Source organism: Haliea sp. (assembly GCF_040221975.1).
GTDB lineage: Bacteria > Pseudomonadota > Gammaproteobacteria > Pseudomonadales > Halieaceae > Haliea.
The window spans coordinates 85,178-102,584 of the sequence record NZ_JAVJWR010000028.1 but is presented as its reverse complement, the minus strand read 5'-3'; the positions used below and the strand labels follow the sequence as shown (position 1 = coordinate 102,584).

Annotated in this window: 12 protein-coding genes; 2 read left to right on the top strand and 10 right to left on the bottom strand. The window is 66.9% G+C overall.

The features are described from left to right. Position 1 precedes the first annotated feature (1 nt). The 8 genes from RLO07_RS11850 to RLO07_RS11815 all read right to left on the bottom strand — a co-directional run bounded on the left by RLO07_RS11850 (position 2) and on the right by RLO07_RS11815 (position 11,174). Positions 2-2,107: an outer membrane protein assembly factor BamB family protein gene (locus RLO07_RS11850; RefSeq protein WP_462292361.1), complete on the bottom strand. Its 2,106-nt coding sequence runs from the start codon at positions 2,105-2,107 to the stop codon at positions 2-4. Continuing rightward, entirely contained in the window at positions 2,104-2,859 is a 756-nt protein-coding gene (locus RLO07_RS11845) for an SDR family NAD(P)-dependent oxidoreductase (protein ID WP_462292360.1), read from the bottom strand. The genes RLO07_RS11850 and RLO07_RS11845 overlap by 4 nt, the downstream gene beginning before the upstream one ends. A 126-nt stretch (positions 2,860-2,985) precedes the next feature. Beyond that, positions 2,986-4,356, bottom strand: coding sequence for a DUF1501 domain-containing protein (locus RLO07_RS11840; protein WP_462292359.1), 1,371 nt, complete (start codon positions 4,354-4,356; stop codon positions 2,986-2,988). 2 nt (positions 4,357-4,358) lie between these two features. Then, positions 4,359-6,089, bottom strand: coding sequence for a DUF1800 domain-containing protein (locus tag RLO07_RS11835; protein ID WP_462292358.1), 1,731 nt, complete (start codon positions 6,087-6,089; stop codon positions 4,359-4,361). Positions 6,090-6,256: 167 nt separating this feature from the next. Then, positions 6,257-6,526, bottom strand: coding sequence for a hypothetical protein (locus RLO07_RS11830; RefSeq protein ID WP_462292357.1), 270 nt, complete (start codon positions 6,524-6,526; stop codon positions 6,257-6,259). A gap of 196 nt (positions 6,527-6,722) precedes the next feature. After that, positions 6,723-8,144: a TIGR03013 family XrtA/PEP-CTERM system glycosyltransferase gene (locus RLO07_RS11825; protein ID WP_462292356.1), complete on the bottom strand. Its 1,422-nt coding sequence runs from the start codon at positions 8,142-8,144 to the stop codon at positions 6,723-6,725. Between the two features lie 145 nt (positions 8,145-8,289). Then, the gene (locus tag RLO07_RS11820; RefSeq protein ID WP_462292355.1) at positions 8,290-9,567 is read right to left on the bottom strand and encodes a pyridoxal-dependent decarboxylase, exosortase A system-associated; all 1,278 of its coding nucleotides are present in this window, start codon (positions 9,565-9,567) and stop codon (positions 8,290-8,292) included. Continuing rightward, positions 9,564-11,174 carry an acyl-CoA ligase (AMP-forming), exosortase A system-associated gene (locus tag RLO07_RS11815; protein WP_462292354.1) on the bottom strand — a complete coding sequence of 537 codons (1,611 nt, stop codon included), beginning with the start codon at positions 11,172-11,174 and terminating at the stop codon, positions 9,564-9,566. Before RLO07_RS11815 ends, RLO07_RS11820 begins: the two co-directional genes overlap by 4 nt. Before the next feature lie 142 nt (positions 11,175-11,316). Here RLO07_RS11815 and RLO07_RS11810 point away from each other — a divergent pair, with 142 nt between their 5' ends. Together RLO07_RS11810 and RLO07_RS11805 are read left to right on the top strand one after the other, a co-directional pair. After that, positions 11,317-12,117 carry a S1C family serine protease gene (locus tag RLO07_RS11810; RefSeq protein WP_462292353.1) on the top strand — a complete coding sequence of 267 codons (801 nt, stop codon included), beginning with the start codon at positions 11,317-11,319 and terminating at the stop codon, positions 12,115-12,117. A gap of 39 nt (positions 12,118-12,156) precedes the next feature. Beyond that, positions 12,157-12,654, top strand: coding sequence for a low molecular weight protein-tyrosine-phosphatase (locus RLO07_RS11805; protein ID WP_462292352.1), 498 nt, complete (start codon positions 12,157-12,159; stop codon positions 12,652-12,654). A gap of 22 nt (positions 12,655-12,676) precedes the next feature. On the opposite strand, the gene RLO07_RS11800 is transcribed toward RLO07_RS11805, so the two are convergent. Both RLO07_RS11800 and prsR read right to left on the bottom strand, forming a co-directional pair. Next, positions 12,677-16,030: a VanZ family protein gene (locus RLO07_RS11800; protein WP_462292351.1), complete on the bottom strand. Its 3,354-nt coding sequence runs from the start codon at positions 16,028-16,030 to the stop codon at positions 12,677-12,679. An 18-nt stretch (positions 16,031-16,048) separates the two neighbouring features. After that, positions 16,049-17,407, bottom strand: coding sequence for a PEP-CTERM-box response regulator transcription factor (gene prsR / locus RLO07_RS11795; RefSeq protein ID WP_462292350.1), 1,359 nt, complete (start codon positions 17,405-17,407; stop codon positions 16,049-16,051).

Here is a 17,407-nt window from a genome sequence, read left to right as displayed (position 1 = left end):
GTCAGGGCAGCTCGAACACATACAGCGCCTGCCCGCCCGTGGGCTGGTAGATATCCGGGCTCACCACCGCGGTCATGGCGCGGAATACGCCGATCCCGGTGGGTACCGCCAGGTACTGCTTGCCATCGACAGCGTAGGTAATCGGATAGCCGTGCAGCGGGGCGCCGAGTCGGGTCTGCCACTTCAGCTCGCCGCTCTTGACGTCAAAGGCCTTGAAGTAGCGGTCGAGGTCGCCGATAAACACCAGTCCACCGCCGGTCGTGAGTGCGCCGGTCAGGAACATGGCGCGCTGTTCCACGGCCCAGCTCTCTTCCATGCTGCGCACATCCCAGGCCGCCAGGCGCCCCAGCATGCCGTTGACACCGGGCATTTCGTAGGTGCGTGAGTCAGCGCCGTAGCCGCCGGAACCCGGCTCCTGGGCTACTTCCCGGCCCACCATGTCGGAGCACAGCTGGTGCAGGGGAATGATCAGGTTGCCGGTCTCGGGGCTGTAGGCCGAGGCCTGCCAGTTGTGGCCGCCGTAGATGCCCGGGCAGGCTTCGATGGTGTCGCCAATGCCGGCGGCAATGATGTCATCCCGGTAGCGCACCACACCGCGAACCTTGTCGATCTCCGCGTAGATGGTCTGGGGCAGGGTTTCGACCACGCTGAGATACTCGCCGCTGGCGCGATCAAGTTGCCATAAAAGACCGTCCTTGCCGATAGTAAACACTCGCTTCTCGCCGTCGATATCAATCAGCACACGCTCGAAGCCGACCTCCATATCGATGGTTTCACCCGGCACGTGCTGGAAGAACCACACCAGTTCGCCGGTGTCCGGGCGCAGGGCCAGGGTCGAGTTGGTGTAGAGGGCTTCGTCGGTGGCGGACATGCCGCGGCTGGCGGCGACCCAGGGCTTGGCCTGGGAGGTGCCGAGGATGAACAGTTTCAGTGCCGGGTCGTAGGAGCCGGCAATCCAGGTGTCACTGCCGGCGCGCATTTCCGCCGGCAGTCCGGCCCAGGTGTCGCCGCCGGGCTCACCCGGCAGGGCGATGGTGGAGGTGCGCCACAGCTCTGCACCGGTGTCGGCATCGTGGCCAGTGATGAAGCAGCCTTCTTCCTTGTACCACTCGCAGCCATTGATACCACTCAGCACCACGCCGTCGCCGATGATGGGTCCCGCCGTGTGGGTATAGCCCTTTTCAAAATCCGCTTTCGGCGTGCGCCACACTTCCTGGCCGTTGCGGGCGTCGATGGCGACGATGGCGGCATCATAGGTCGCCATGTACAGCTTGTCGCCGTAGAGGGCGATGTTGCGGGTGGGGCCGCCCAGGGTGCGCGATGCCTCCGGAAAGGTGTAGCTGTACTCCCAGATCAGCTCGCCGCTGGCTGCTTCGAGGGCCTGTATCACGTTGCCCGGGTGGGTCAGGTACATGATGCCGTTGTGTACCAGCGGCGTGCCCTGGTTGCTGCCATCCTTCATGGTCAGGACCCAGGCCAGCTTCAGGTCACTGACGGTGTCGCGATTGATCTGCTGCAAGGGGCTGTAGCCCTGGCCATCCAGGGTGCGGCGCCAGCTCAGCCAGTCGCCCTCCGGCGGATTGCGCAGCTGGGCGGCGGTGACCGGCTGGAAGCTCGTGACTTCACGGTTGCTGAAGCCACCCCGGGTGCGGGCATCGGCATCGATGCTGCCGGCGGCGTCAAAGGCTACCCAGGAGACGGCTTCCGAGCCGTCCGCAGCCGCCGCCAGGGCGGGGGTGCTGGTGAACAGCAGGCTCTCCGGGTCACCCGCCTCGCGGTTGGCCTCGATGATCCAGGCGGCAATGGCGGCGTGCTCGGCGTCACTCAGCTTGCCGGCACCGCCGGGGGGCATGTTGGCGCGGTTGTAGGCCAGCAGTGCCATGGCCTCGCGCTCGCTCCACTGGCCCAGGAACCCGGGGCCCTTCAGGGTATTGCCGTGGGCCGAGCCGCGCAGGCTGAGCCCGTGGCAGGTGGCGCAGTTGTCGGCGTACAGTGCTTCGCCGCTGGCGGCGAGGGCCGTATCCGCCCGTGTTGCCGGGCTGACGGCCGCAGCGAGGGCGGCCGCAGCGAGGGTGAGCTTGAATTTCTGGCTGGTCAGCGTGTTCATGCGCTGTATCCTCCGTCGATTCCGATAATTTGTCCGTTGATGTAGGCTGCCGCGTCGCTCAGCAGGAAGGCGGCGAGGGCGGAGACTTCCTCCGGCTTGCCCATGCGCGGCATTGGCGTCTTGTCCAGGCAGTCGTTGATGACAGCGTCCGCCACCGGGTCCGCAGTGAATGAGCTGTGCACGATGCCGGCGTCGATGACCCCGGGCGCAATACCGTTCAGGCGCACGTTCTGGGGCCCCAGTTCCCGCGCCAGCTGGCGCACAATGCCCATGATCGCGGTCTTGGGGATGCCGGACATGGCGTCGTTCTCCAGGGTGCGGAGCACCGCGGTGGTCAGCAGCTGCACGATGGCGCCGCCGCCATTGGCGGCAAAGAACTTGCCGGCGGCGGTGAGCAGGTTGAAGGCGCCCTCCACATCGGTGGTCATGATGTGGCGGAACTCGGCGCTGCTGATCTCGGTCAGTGGCCGCAGCGGGATGGCCGGGCCGGTGGCATTGACCACGCCTGCGAGCCCTGCGCCGAGGCTGGCGGCATGGTCGAGGAAAGCATGCACCTGTGCTTCGTCGCAGAGGTCCACGGCGTGGCTGCGGGCGCTGCCGCCGGTGCCGGTGATGGCGTTAACCATCTGCTCTGCCGAGTCCCTGTTACTGTGGTAGCCCACCAGGATGTGGTAGTCCCGTACGGCCAGCTCGCGGCATATGGCCGCGCCCAGTCCGCCGGTGCCACCGGCGATGGCGATTGTCTTCCGCATTATTATTGTTCCCGTGTCCGCTCATTTGCTTGTTTGCGTCTAATAAGATAAGCGTAACAGAAACCGGGGGTCAGGTCTCGCATTGTCGCCTTTCGCCGAAAGCAGCAATGCGAGAGTCCATTCCCTCTACAGGAAGCCCAGCGGCGCTCCCTGGGAGGGGCTGTAGAAACGCTCGAGGTTGGGCAACACCAGGCCGAGATCGCTGTCGCTGACCCCGAACCAGCGCGCCAGCTCGGCGAAGTAGAGGTCACTGGCGGTGGTGGGTATGTAGATGCCGCGACCGACATCCAGCGGGTTGTCCGGATGGATCTCCGGGTAGTCGCCGTAGAACCGGCCGCCATTGACCGCGCCGCCCATAATGATGTGGTGGCCGCCCCAGCCATGGTCGGAGCCCTTGCCGTTGGAGGTCAGGGTGCGGCCAAAGTCGGACATGGTGAAGGTGGTGACGAGGGGCAGGGCGCCCAGCTCCGCCAGGGCGTCGCGGAATGCCAGCAGGCCGGCGTCGATCACTGGCAGCATGGCGGCCTGGTTTTCCAGCAGCCCATCGTGGTGGTCCCAGCCGCCCACGGTGACGAAAAAGGTTTGTCGCGGTGACCCCAGCGCTTCCCGCACACTGATCAGGCGCGCGATCTGGCGCAGTGACTGGGCGAACGGATCGTCGGCGAACACCGTGTTGAGCACTGCAGCGTTGGTCAGCGCGGATGCCACCGTCTGCTGGGTGGCCAGGGCCTCGGCGAAACGGTCGCGGTACTCGCGGCGCAGCAGCTGTTGTTGATGCCCCGTCAGCAGCGCATCCACCACCTGGCGGGTAAACTCTCCCCCCGGCGTGTTATCGGTATAGCCGGTCAGGCTGACAGCACCCGCGTCCGCGGTCGTGACACTGTAGGCGGTGGTGGCCTGGCCGCTCTGGAATACATTGTTGCCGGAGAGGGAAATATTCATCGCCAGGCCATTGAGAGGCGATACTCCCTGCAGCAGATCGGCGATGCGCCCGCCCCAGCCCTGGGCGATACGCGCGTCGGAGACAGCGGTCTGCCATTGCTGGATCTGGTCGGCATGGGAGAACAGTCCGAGTGGCAGGGGCCAGGTTCCCGCCGCGGCCGCAGCGCTATCCAGGGGCGCCACCAGCGGACCGACGTTGTTGACCAGGGCCGCGTCCCCGGCCGCGAACAATTGCTGCAGGCCGGGCATGCCCGGGTGCAGGGCATAGCGCCTACCGCTGCTGTCGCTCCCCGCCAGGGGCAGCAGGCTGTCGCGAGGCAGGGCGAGGTCCGAGCGCATGGCCGCGTAGCCGGCGTAGGTCCCACTGTCCCAAGGTACCAGCATGTTGAAGGCGTCATTGCCGCCCGCCAGCAGAATGCAAACCAACGCCCGGTACTCCCCGTCCGCTGCCTGGGCGGCTGCCCGGCGTGCGAATCCCAGTTGTAGCAGGGGCGCCAGCCCACTTGCGGCGCCCAGCGTCAGCCCGTGTTGTAGGATACGTCGACGTGTCAGCATGGTCACAGCTCCACCGCGTAGTCGGGGGAAATCAGCAGCAGGTACAGGGCGACCCGGACCCGAAGCTCGGGTTCATCAATGGCTGAAGCCGCCTCGGCAATACTCCCGCGACTGGCATCGCTGAGGGTGCCATAGGTAAAGACGGTGTCCAGTCGGTCCAGCAGCGCCGGAACGTCGTCTGCCAGTGCCAGATACTCCCCCAGGTCCATGCTGGCGGCGCTGAACGGCGGTAGCCGCAGATCGTTGAGGAAATTGCCCAGTACCGCAGCCTGCAGCAGATTGGCGATGGCGATGACTGAACTGCTGTTGGTGATCTGGAACTCCGGCGCTACCAGTCCCGCGTCGGCGATCGCCCCCACCGGCTGGAAGGCCGGCAGGAAAAAATTGAACACGCTGGGCGCCGACAGCGGGTGTTGCTGGATCTGCTCCTGCACGTAGAAGCCGGTGTTGGCATAGAAACCGTCCGGGCTGCTGGTGTTGAGCTGGCGCAGGGCGGCCACCAGCCGCAGCAGGGGCTCACGCAGTTTGCCACGGTGGCTGTCCGGGTCTGGCAATGCCCGCGCTTCCGGATCCAGCAGGATCGCCCGCAGCACGTTGCGCATGTCTCCGCGCACCGTGCCATCCTCGCCGTTGAACGCCGCGGTGACCCGTTCGACATAGGCGGGCGAGGGGTTGGAGCTGACCAGCCGCTGGATCAGCTGGCGCCCGATGAAGGGGCCGACATTGGGGTGCTGAAACAGGTTGTCGATGGCGTCCTCGATATCCTGCATCCCGCCCTGGCCGCCGGGGAGGACGGTGCCCCCCAGGAGCTGTTTGGCGTCGCTGTCGTGGAAGGCCTCGAACATGCGCATGGGTTCGCGGAACTCGGGCAGACGGCTGGGGAAACGGTTGTTGGCTCCGCCGAAGGACAAGCCGGTGAAAACCCGGGCCAGCTCGCCGATATCCTCGTTGTCATAGGTGGGTAAAGGCTGGCCGGCGCCGTCCAGGCGCTCGCTGCCATCGGGATTGAGCTCGAACAGGCCGATGGAAAACAGCTGCATCACCTCCCTCGCGTAGTTCTCATCGGGAAAGGTGTTGGCCTCGGGGTCGGCGCGGGCATTGTTGATGTGGCTGAGATACACGCCCATGGTGGGGTGCAGGGTCACCGCCAACAGCAGGTCACGGAAATTGCCGAAGGCGTGGGTCAGCAGGGTGTCGTAGTAGTTGCTCATGGCATAGGCTGACGTGAACAGCACATCGACATTGTCCGAGACCACGAAGATTTCGCTGAGGGCAAAGGCCACCCGCTGGCGCAGCTGGTCCTCCGCGGTCAGGGTCCGGTGCCACCAGGCCATGCGGCTGAACAGTCCCTGCAGAATGACCGGATCGAGGTCCAGGACATCGAAGTCACCCCGTGCGGCGCGAGCCTGCAGCTCGGCCACTACCGGATCGTGGTAACCGCGCGGCAGGGCGAACTGGTCCTCCAGCCAGGTAGTCTCGCCATGGTCGGCGATGGCATTGATCTCTGCCCAGGGCATGCCGAACGAGGCCCTGGACGCGAGCCTGGCGGCTGCATCAATGCCGCGCAGGGGCTCGGGGGTGGTTGGGTCTACTGGCGCGGGATCCCCACCGCCCGGGGCTGGGGCGATGGGTGGCGCAGTGGTCGGCGCGGCCTCGCCGCCGCCACCGCCGCACGCGGCAACCAGTGCCACGGTGCCAGCGAGCAGCAGGCTGGCCAGGAGTCGGCGTACCATAATGTCGCCCTCAGTTACCGGTCAAGTTCCAAGTCTAGTGGCAGTGCTGGCGCTTGTCGTGGGCAGACTCGGGAAAAGTGCGGATTTGCAATGGCCGCCGTGCGTGAGTTGCCGCTGGCCGCCCCACGCGCCCGACAGTGGATCGACCCGGAAGGCGAACTGGAGGGCTACCGTGCCTGGCGGCGATCGGGGAGTTGGCGGCGGTCCTCGGGAATCAGTTCGCCATTGATGGTAATGGGGAATATTGCGGGGTGTGGTGCCTGGCGGCGATCCTCGCGGTTGCGGGGCCGGTAGTCGCGACCGCTGTCGGCAACCAGCCCCAGGGACTCGCGGTCATCGTCGGAGACATAGCGGCGAGCCGCCATGGTGAAGATGACGACAGAGATCAGGAGAGCACCCAGTCCAAGTACAGCGATAATCGTCAGTACCATGTTCATTGCGTGCGGGCCCCTTGTTGTATTCTCGCTGCGTTGCCATTGGCAAGCAATTTCTGCACCAGTCTGCGTGCTGGCCTCTGTTTTCAGGAGGTTACCTAAGCCTGTGCTGGAGCTCAAGGCGAGAAACACGGAGAAAGTTAAAAAATCTGACACATTTGGGGTATGCCGGCGCGAGGGCGCCGGCTGCGGAGTGGCTTCAGCGGGCACCCTTGCCGAACAGGACCACCTCCGCGGTCTGCAGCAGCACCAGGAAGTCCAGGAACAGGCTGCGGTTCTTCACGTAGTACAGGTCGTACTCCAGCTTGTGCAGCGCGTCCCGGGTGGAGGCGCCGTAGGGGTAGTTGAGCTGGGCCCAGCCGGTGATGCCCGGCTTGACGCAGTGGCGCTTGTCGAAGAAGGGGATCTCCGCCGCCAGCTGGCGCACGAACTCGGGGCGCTCGGGCCGCGGGCCCACCAGCGACATCTCCCCGGTCAGGACGTTGATTACCTGGGGCAACTCGTCGATGCGCAATTTGCGAATGATGTGGCCGACACGGGTGATGCGGGCATCGTTGCTGGTCGCCCAGCGTGCCTTGCCATCACCTTCCGCGTCCACGGTCATGCTGCGGAACTTGAGGACATCGAACGCGCGGCCGTCCAGCCCCACCCGCTTCTGCCGGAAAATGACCGGTGCTCGCCAGCCGTCCTCCAGCTTGATGGCAATCACGGTGACCAGCATGAAGGGCCAGGTGCCCATCAGCAGCAGGAAGCCCGCGAGCAGGTCCATCGTGCGCTTGGCGACGTCGTGGGCCTTGCCGCAGTTGAAGCCGTCGGCGTAGATGAACCACTCGGGCGGGGCTTCCTCCACCAGCACCTTGCTCGCTTCCTGCTCGAAGAAGTCGAGGATATTCAGCACCTCGATACCCCAGGTGCGACAGCGCACCAGGTCTTCCGCCGGCAGCACGTTCGGGTCGTCCAGGGCCACCACGATCTGCTGGATGTCGTGATCCCGGGCGTACTCCGGCAGCGGTTGCTCGGGCGTGAACACATTGCCTGTGGTGACGACGGTCTGCTCATTGCCGGAGCGGACATAGCCGGCGATCCGGAAGCCGCGACGGTCGCTCTTGCGGCGCATGCGCACGGCGATGTTGGCCGCCCGCTGGCCGCTGCCGAGTACCAGCACCCTGCGTTTGAACTGCTCCAGTTCCACGGTATTGCTGAACACCACCCGGGTCGTGAGGGCGGACGCGAAGGCGATCACCAGGGTGAAGGCGAGCACGCCGCGCCACAGCAGCAGGGAAGGCAGCAGGTAGAAGATGGCGGACATGGCCACCATGACAAGCAGCAGGGCACCGCCCACCCGCAGCAGGACGCCGTTGGTACCCTCTCGCAGCCGCGGCTGGTACAGTCCCATGGAAGTCATCGCCAGCACGGTAATGATGGCAAAGACCACGGCCCGCACCGGCAGCGCATCAAGGTGCAGCGCCAGTTGCGCGGGCTCCCGCAGGTAGTAGGCCCAGGTGGCCAGGTAGCAGGCGCCGACAAACAACAGCGCGTCCAGCAGCGCCAGCCAGTAGTAGGCGATATGGACGTGGTGATTGAAGACGCGTTTCGTTCCCAACAGGCTGCTCGCTATCATGATTGCTGACTCTCTGGATCGTCCGGCCTTGGTGCCCTGTCTTCCGGCATCGGTTCACTCAGCAGGGAAAATAGAGTCTAGCAGGTGATCATGACATTTCCTGTGCAGTGTAAAATTTTGTGACAGAGGTCGCAGTCGGCGCCCTTCAGAGCAGGAACTCCAGTGGCGGTGGATGGCTCAGGAACAGGTGCGGGCTGGCGGTGTAGCCGTAGGCGCCGGACTGGAACAGGACCACCAGGTCACCGATGGCGGCGCGCGGCAGCGACATGCGCTCCCCGAGGATATCCAGGGGGGTGCACAAGGGGCCGACGATGGACACCGTTTCCTCGTCGTCGCCGTGGACCCGGTTGCCGATGCAGACCGGATAGTTCTTGCGGATCACCTGGCCAAAATTGCCCGAGGCGGCCAGGTGGTGGTGCAGGCCGCCATTGGTGATGAGGAAGGTGTGGCCGCGCGACTCCTTCCTGTCGCTGATCGTGCATACGTAGATACCCGCTTCCGCAACCAGATAGCGCCCCAGCTCCATGACCAGTTCCACGCCGGGAAGTTGCTTGAGGGCTTCGTCCACCCGCTGCCGCAGGTTGGCCACTACCGGCGCCAAGTCCAGGGATTCCTCGCCGGGAAAGTAGGGCACGCCAAAACCGCCGCCAATGTTGAGCCAGCGGAAGGGTTTGGGAGCCTCCGCCGCCAACCGCAGGGCGAGGGCAAAGGTCTTGTCGTGGGCCTCGATCAGGGCTTCCGCGCGCAGGTTCTGGGAGCCGCTGAAAATGTGCAGTCCTACCAGATCCAGGGGCAGCGCTGCCAGCTGCCGCATCACCTCGGGGACCTGCTCGGCGTCGATGCCAAAGGGCTTGGGGCCGCCGCCCATTTTCATCCCCGACGCCTTGAGCTCGAAGTCCGGGTTGACCCGGATCGCCACCAGCGGCGGCGCGGACACAGTGCTGGCCAGGTCTGCCACTCGCTGCATTTCCGTGGTGGATTCGAGGATGATGATGACCCCGGCGCGGACCGCCGCCTCGAGGTCTGCAAGTGACTTGCCAGGGCCCGCGAAGCTGATGGTGGCCGGGTCGATGCCAGTGGCCAGGGCCGTCGCCAGTTCGGCCGCCGAGGCCACATCCAGGCCGTCCGTGAGGCCGGACATGTGTTGCACCACTGCCGGCATGGGATTGGCCTTGATCGCGTAATGCAGGTGGATGGCCGCAGGTAGCTGCGCCCGCAGGGCTTCGACACGCCGGGTCATTATCGCGCTGTCGTAGGCGTAGAACGGGCGTCCGCCGGCCCGTACCGCGAGGGCCGTAAGCGGCTGGCCGCCGATCTGCAGGCAATTGTCGACCACGGCAAAGTGCTTTTGCGGCGCGTGCCGGGGGCGGCTGCGGGCGGGGCTGTCGGTGGCGCCCGCCGCGGAATCGTTGCTGCTGGTCACGCCTGGGACTCCTCAAACAGATGGGTATACTCGGCGCCTAGCGCGCGCCGGTCGATCTTGCCGTTCTGGTTGTGGGGCAGGTTGTCCCGCACCACGATCCGCCCCGGCACCATGAAGTTGGGCAGTTCCCGCTGGCAGAAGGCCAGCAGCTCCGCACCCAGGGTTTCCGGGTCAGTTCCGGTGGCCGGGGTGACGACCAGGGCGATGGCCTGCCCCAGTTGGGCATGGCTGATGCCCAGGGCCGCGGCACCGGCCACCAGGCCCGAGGTATAGGCGACTTCCTCCACCTCGGTGGGGCTGACACGGTAACCAGAGGTCTTGATCATGTCATCCTTGCGGGCCACGAAATACAGGAATCCGTCCTCGTCGCGTACCACCTGGTCGCCGGACCACACCGCCAGCTCCGGCAGTGGCAGGGCGGTGTCCTGCCCTGGGCTGGGCCGGAACCGCTCGGCGGTCTTCTCCGGGTCGTTCCAGTAGCCCAGTCCCACCAGGGCGCCCCGGTGTACCAGCTCGCCGGGCTCATTGGGGCCGCACAACTGGCCGGCCTCGTTCACCACCAGTATTTCGGCGTTGGGGATTGCCTTGCCGATGGACTGGGGCCGCGTCTCCAATTCTTCCGGCGGCAGGAAGGTGGAGCGGAAGGCCTCGGTGAGGCCGTACATCAGGTAGATGCGGGTGCGCGGCAGGCGCTGCTGCAGGGTGCGGGTGCTGGCCACCGGCATGGCGCCGCCGGTATTGGTGACATAGCGCAGGCAGTCGGCCACCTCGGCGGGCCAGTCCTGCTGCAGCAGCTGGTTCCACAGGGGCGGTACCGCGGCCAGGCCGGTCACCCGGTAGCGAACCACCGCTTTCAGCACATCCCGCGGCAGCAGGTAGTCCATCAGCACCGCCGAGGCGCCCACCGAGAAGGCAGTGGTGAGCTGGCTGAGGCCGGCGTCAAAGCTCAGCGGCAGCACCGCCAGCAGCCGGTCCTCCGGGGTGTTTTCCAGGTACTGGGCCACGCTGCGGGCGCCCGCCACCATGTTGCGATGGGACAGCACCACCCCCTTGGGGTTGCCGGTGCTGCCGGAGGTATAGAGCAGGGCGACCATGTCGGTGTCGATACGCCGGTGGGCGGGCCGCTCCGGGGCCGCCAGCAGGTCGCGCCAGGCGCACAGGGTAATCGCGGGCAGCTCCTGCGCCAGCGCATCCAGGCGGTCCGCGGCGAGCTCGTCCACCAGAACCACGGTATGCAGGTCGGTGCAGTGGGCCAGCTCCGCAGCCAGCAGCTGCAGGCGCTGGCCCGAGGTGACCAGCACCCGCGCCTGGCTGTGCTGCAGAATGTAGCTGACCTGGCGTGGCTTCAGCAGGGGGTTCACCGGCACGAAACTGGCGCCGGCGGCGGCGGCGCCGAAAATGGTCGCCACGGTCTCCGGCTGCTTGGGCAGATACACGGCCACCCGCTCCGCGGCCTGGATCCCCGCCGCCAGCAGGCCATGGCCAACACCACTGACACTGCGCCACAGCCCGGCGTAGCTCAGGGTACTGTCCCGGAACAGCAGCGCCGGCCGCTCGCCCCGGTCGGCGGCGGCTGCGGCAATGAACTCGTGGAGCAGATCCGCCACTGGTTGGTTCTCCCTGTCGGTGTTGTTTGCGCTGCCCATGCTTTCTGGACTAAGGTTCTCCGGCGCCAGTGTTGCCCGCGACGCCGCTGGCGGCAAGCGCCTCATTCCAAAAATGTGATCCCGATCCGGCAGGAGTGCCATTATGAATCCGAATACCCGAGCGTGCCATCTGGCCCGGCTGTGGGCGTTGCTGGTTGCGTTGCTGCTTGCCGCGCCGTCCGCGCTGGCAGATTCGCTGGCGGATGTCATCGAACGGGTGCGGCCGGCCATCGTCGGTGTTGGCACCAGTTATCCCCCGCGCCAGCCCATTGGTGACCGGCGCCCGGATGTGCTCCGCGGTACCGGGTTTGTGGTCGGTGACGGCCAGCTGGTGGTAACCAACTACCATGTGTTACCGGAGCTGCTGGACCACGACAACCAACAGCGGCTGGCAGTGTTCGCCGGCCGTGGCAAGGACGCACGGGGCCACGCGGCCGAGGTTGTCGCCGAGGACCCGGCACATGACCTCGCCATTCTGCGCATTGTGGGCGGCCCGCTGCCGACGCTGGCGCTGGGCGATGACCGGGCGGTACGCGAGGGTGACACCGTAGCCTTCACCGGCTTTCCCATCGGTGCGGTGCTGGGCCTGTATCCGGTCACTCACCGCGGTATTGTCGCCTCGATCACTCCCGTGGCGCGAGCCGCGGACGGCGCCCGCGATCTCACCGCGGTGCAGCTGCAGCGCATGCGCAACCCCTTTGATGTGTTCCAGCTCGATGCCATCGCCTACCCGGGCAACAGCGGCAGCCCGGTGTACGATCCGGCGTCGGGCAAGGTGCTGGGGGTGGTCAACAGTGTGTTCGTGAAAGAGTCCCGGGAGTCGGTACTGGAGCGGCCCTCGGGTATCAGCTACGCGATCCCCGTGAGCTGGGTGCGGGAGTTGTTGCAGCGTGTGGAGCCTTAGACGCCCGGCGGGCGTAACTGCTGCGAGGTCGGGATCCCGGTGATCTGGTGGCGCCCCCAATTGCGGGTGCTGTTTGTCTGCACCGCCAATGTCTGCCGTTCCCCGCTGGCGGAGGCGCTGTTGCGCCACCGCCTGCGGGCTCTGGGCCTGCAACGGCGAGTGGCGGTGGCCTCGGCAGGTACCCGGGTCGGCCAGCCGGGCCGGCCACCGGACCCGCGCCTGCGGAAGCTCGCGCTGGAGGCCGGTTTTAAGCTGGGACGTATCCGTGCCCGCCAGGTAACGCCGACCATGCTCGCGGAGAGCGACCACGTGCTGGCGATGGAACCGGAGCACCTGCAGGAACTGGCGGCGCTGTATCCTGGCGGCGAACTGCCGGTCGAGGCGCGGCTGCTGGGTACCTGTGAACCCTCGATGACGCCGGCAGCGGCTGCCATTCCCGACCCGTACTTCAGTGACTGGCAGGGATTTTGCGCGGTCCATGAACGGATAGAGGCCGCGCTGGATGGGTTCGTCGATACTCTGCTGCTGGAACTGTAAACCCGCATCTGAGCGGCCAGAATCAGGGGCGCCGCTGCACCCGCACCGCTTCGCTGCCCTCCGGCAACTGGTACACCACCCGCCGGTCATGGCCAACGCTCAGGACCAGGGAGCCGTCCACCCGCTCCAGCGTCAGGGGCGGCAGGGGCGCGTCCGCGGCGCTCAGGTCAGAGGTTTGCAGTACCACCAGGAACTCGTGTCGACGCTGTTGTATCCCCGGCTGCAGTTCCAGGTGCCAGGCACCGGGTTCCGCGCCGCGCTCAGTGGCGAGGCGGCGGGCGGCCTCCTGAACCGTGCCGCCCTGGTCCTGGTTGACACCATCGACAAAGTACTCGAAGCCGGGCCCGCCGATCGCGGTCAGGCTGGCGTCTTCGGGCAGCAGTACCTGTCCGGTGAGGCGCCCGCCGGCCATGCCGGTGGCGGCGTTCGGCGGCACTGTGATCCGGAAGCCGCGCCCACTGACGGCCGGATGTCCCTGGCTGTGCAGCAACCATTTCTTGCGGAAGGCGGGATCCGTGCTTTCCACCTGGTCGTGGACGATCACCAGCCCCTGCTCCCGGTCAAACAGGAAGTTGCGCTGAAAATGGCGCACGCGGTGGCTGCGCTCGGCGAAATCACCGCGCCCGGAGTGGCTGTTGGTGTAGGCCGGTGTGAGGTCGGCGACCACCCAGGAAACCCCCTCCGTATTCCCCTGGAGGACCTCGCCCACGGTCTGGTAATGATCCCGCTGCTGGTACCAGTGGTTGTAGTCCAGGGGTGCTGAACGCCCCCACCCGGAGCCGACCCGGCGCTGGCCACCGTCGTTGGCGATGGCGCGGTTGGCATCACCTTCCCGCCGGGGCGGCATGGGCACGGTATCGTCTGGGTCCGTCACGGTGACGACATTGTGGGCGATGCTCTGGCTGCTGTAGTTGCGGTGGTGGTCGGAGCCGGAGCGGTTGTAGAGCCCGCTGTCGATGGCGAGGGCACCACCCCTGAAGATGGTGAAGGCACCCTGGTCCAGGTGCGAGTGGGACCAGTAGTTGTGGCCCGCCCTGAAGGTGACGAAGGTGGCGTCCGGGCCCCAGTCCGAGCGCGCCAGCAGCAGGCCGATGCCGTCGAACCAGACACTGGTGGGCAGTGCGCGGCGGGCGTCGGGATCCGCCAGCGACACCTGGGACAGGGGTCCCCAGGGGTAGCCCAGGGGCGTGGGCAGGGCGGGCGGGTCTGCCAGAGTGTAGGCGGCGCGGTGCCCCAGTTCCAGCGCCAGTGGCGCCAGGTCGGGAATCTGCCGGCGAAAATAGGCGGCGTCGCCCAACCGCACGTAGGTGCCATCCGGGCGTGTGCGATGGACGGCGAAGTCGGCAAAGCCGCGTATGCCGGGCTCGCTGGCAAACAGGTCCTCGCCGGTGGCGTGGCGCCACAGGGCCGGCAAGCGATGGATGGCCTGGCCAATGCCGATGCCGATATATTCGCCGCCCTCATGCCAGCCGCCCTGCTGGCCCATGACCTGGCGCCACACCGGCAGTACCCGATGGCGCCAGTAATCGGCGGTGAAGCGCATGCAGTGGTCGTTGGCGCTGTCTCCATGGCTGGCGATGGCGGCCATCATCAATGCCTGCAGGGGGCTGTTGTACAGGTACACGTTATAGGGTGACAGCGAGTACTTGTCGGTGATGACGTGGACCTGGTAGGCGCAGGCTGCCTCAAGCTTCAGCAGCAGCGTTCGACGCTGTTCCGCGCTCCAGTCAGCGTGCAGCCAGTCATAGGCCAGCGCGATCGGCGCGGTCTGGTTGTGGCCGCGCCAGTTCGGTTCCAGCGCCAGCAGCGCCGCATGCAGGGTGTCCAGGTCCACCGAGCCGGGATCGGCCCTGGCCAGGAGGATTCGTGAGTAGAACTTGCCGCTGGCGGCCCGGCGGCGGTGTTGCGCCCAGAAAGCCGGATTGTGCTCCCGCAGCAAATGCACGTCGGCGGGCATGGGTGCCGGCAGCCTTGGATGGGCAGCGCGCCAGGCCGGAAACTCCGGCAGCGGCAACTGGTCGCGGGCGGGCAGTGCGTAGGGCGGACGCTGGTCCCGGGTGCCGGTGGCGTAGAGCACCGCCAGCAACAACAGGCAGGCGGCCCCGAACCACAGCAGCCACCGGGCAGTGTGCCCAACTCGGCGCCGGGCGCCGGCATTCGCGCTGGGGACGGCGGGCGCCCCGCGGGCGGGTTGTTGACGCTGCCAGGCCCAGGCCGACGCCAGCCACCAGGCACCGGCGGCAACCAGCACGTCGGTCAGGTCCGGATGACGGCCGGGAATGAACTGCTGCCACCATTCCAGCCCGAAGGCCGCCGAGGCGACCATGGCGGCCAGCAGCAGGCGGGTGTTCCGGTTGCGGCTCCAGGGGTACAGCACCCAGGCCAGGGCCACGAACACCCAGATGGTCGCCAGCAGGTTGACCACGCCGTTGACGCTATTCATGTGGCCGCGCAGGGGGATCCAGTTCATTGCGCGCAGGGACGAGTCCTGGGTGGCCGGGAGCAGGGATTCGTGAACATGAAAGGCCGCCAGTGCGAGCAATGTCACGAGTCTCAGCAGACCACAGGGGGCGTGTCGCAACAGCCACAAGACCGGGCCCACGCAAGCGAGCGCGAGCAGTGCCTCGGTCGACAGCACCCGGCCCATGACCAGAACCTTGCCCGCCAGTACTGCCAAAGCGATGCCCAAAAGCCAGTGTACACGGCGGCAAGCCGGGGCCAGGATAGCCAGTGCGAGGCTGCCAGCCGCCGTCAGCATGAGCAGGTAGCCTGTCAGCCGGGCACCGTCGAGCGGCGCATGCCCCAGCAGGCTGGCTTTGAGGGGGGCGACCCCCGCTCTCAGGTTGCCAATATCGAGGCTCGGTACCAGCGGCGCCCACTGGGCCAGTACCCAGCAGCCCAGGGCCAGCAGGCCGAGCCGACCGCTGGCCGGGTCCAGCAGCGCCGCCTGCACGAGCTGCGTCAACCGTCGCGCCAGGGGCAGCCGGGTCGCCAGGCCGGCCCCCAGCGCCCCCAGCAGGGCGCCTGCACTGTTCAGCAGCAGGTCGGCGAGGGAACTCACCCGGTTGGGGAGGTAGGTTTGACCAAATTCGAGACCGGCGGACAATAGCGTGCCACTGGCCGTCGCCAACAGCAGGCGGCGGGCAAACCCGCCGGGCAGGCAGAGCATCGCCAGCAGGCCGAAGGGCAGGTACACAATGAGGTTGAGGGTGAAGTCGGAGCGCGGCATTCGCAGCGGCCGGTCCAGGGCCATGAAGGCTTCCAGCCCGCCCAGGCTCCAGTCCCAGCCATCCGGGGGAAACCAGGTGCCGTAGACCAGCAGCAGGGTATAGGCGGCCCACAGCCAGGGCAGCGGGTTGCGCGCCGGCCGCTTCATCCGCTGCGGCCGGGCGATCTATTTGAGGCCATGCTTCTCCAGCATGGAGTACAGGGTGGGCCGGGTGATGCCGAGCAGGTTGGCGGCCTCGCTGACGTTGTCACCGGCGTGCCCCAGGGCGCGGATGATGGCGTCGCGCTCCGCGGCCTCGCGGACCTGGCGCAGGTTCAGGGGCATGTTGTCGCCGCTGGCCACCGCATCCAGCTCCAGGTCGCCGGCGGTGACCTGGGAACCCTCGGCCATGATTGCCCCGCGCTTGACCCGGCTCTCCAGTTCCCTGACGTTGCCCGGCCAGCTGTACTGCTCGATGGCCGCCAACGCGGTGGCATCGAAGCTGAGGCCACCGCTGCCCAGCTCCCCGGCGAAGCGCGCCAGGAACGCCTTGGCCAGCACCGGGGCGTCGCCGGTGCGGTCCTTCAGCGCCGGGATCTGGATGCTCATCTCGCTGACCCGATAGTACAGGTCCTCGCGGAAGCGGCCGTCCCGCATCTGCTGCTCCAGGTCCTGGTGGGTCGCGCAGACGATGCGTACATCCACCGGGATCTCCTTGCGGCCGCCGATCCGTTCCACTACCCGCTCCTGCAGGAAGCGCAGCAGTTTTGCCTGCAGTTCCAGTGGCAGGTCGCCGATCTCGTCCAGGAACAGGGTGCCCTCGTGGGCGTATTCGATCTTGCCGGCAGTCTGCTGGTTGGCGCCGGTGAAGGCGCCTTTCTCGTAGCCGAACAGCTCGCTTTCCAGCAGGTTTTCCGGGATCGCGGCGCAGTTGATCGCCACCAGGCGCTTGCCGGCCCGCGGGCTCAGCTCGTGCAGGGCGCGGGCAAAGCGCTCCTTGCCGGTACCGCTGGCGCCCAGCAGCAGGGTGGTGATGTCGGTGGGGGCGATCTTCTCCACGGTGCGACAGACCTTGAGCATCTGCGGGCTGATGGCGATGATGTCGCGCAGGGGCATGTTCTCGTCCGCCCGCTGCAGGCGCCGGTTCTCGCGCTCCAGCTCGTAGACGTGGTGGGCCCGCTCCACCAGCAGCGCCAGCAGTTCCGGATCCGCCGGTTTCTGGTGGAAGTCCCAGGCGCCGCCGGCAATGGCCTTGACCGCGTTGGCGCGGTCGTTGTCTCCGGTCACCACGATGACCTTGGTTTCCGGGGCCAGGGTCAGGATCTCGCGCAGGGTCGCCAGGCCCTCGGTGACCCCACCCGGGTCTGGCGGCAGGCCCAGGTCCAGCAGTACCACTCCCGGCTCGAACCGGCGCAGGGCGGCGATGGCCTCGCCCCGGTCGCCGGCGATCGCCACTTCGTAGCCGTCGAAGGCCCAGCGCAACTGGCTCTGCAGGCCCTTGTCGTCTTCCACTACCAGCAGGTGTCTGGTGTTCGTCTTGGTCAT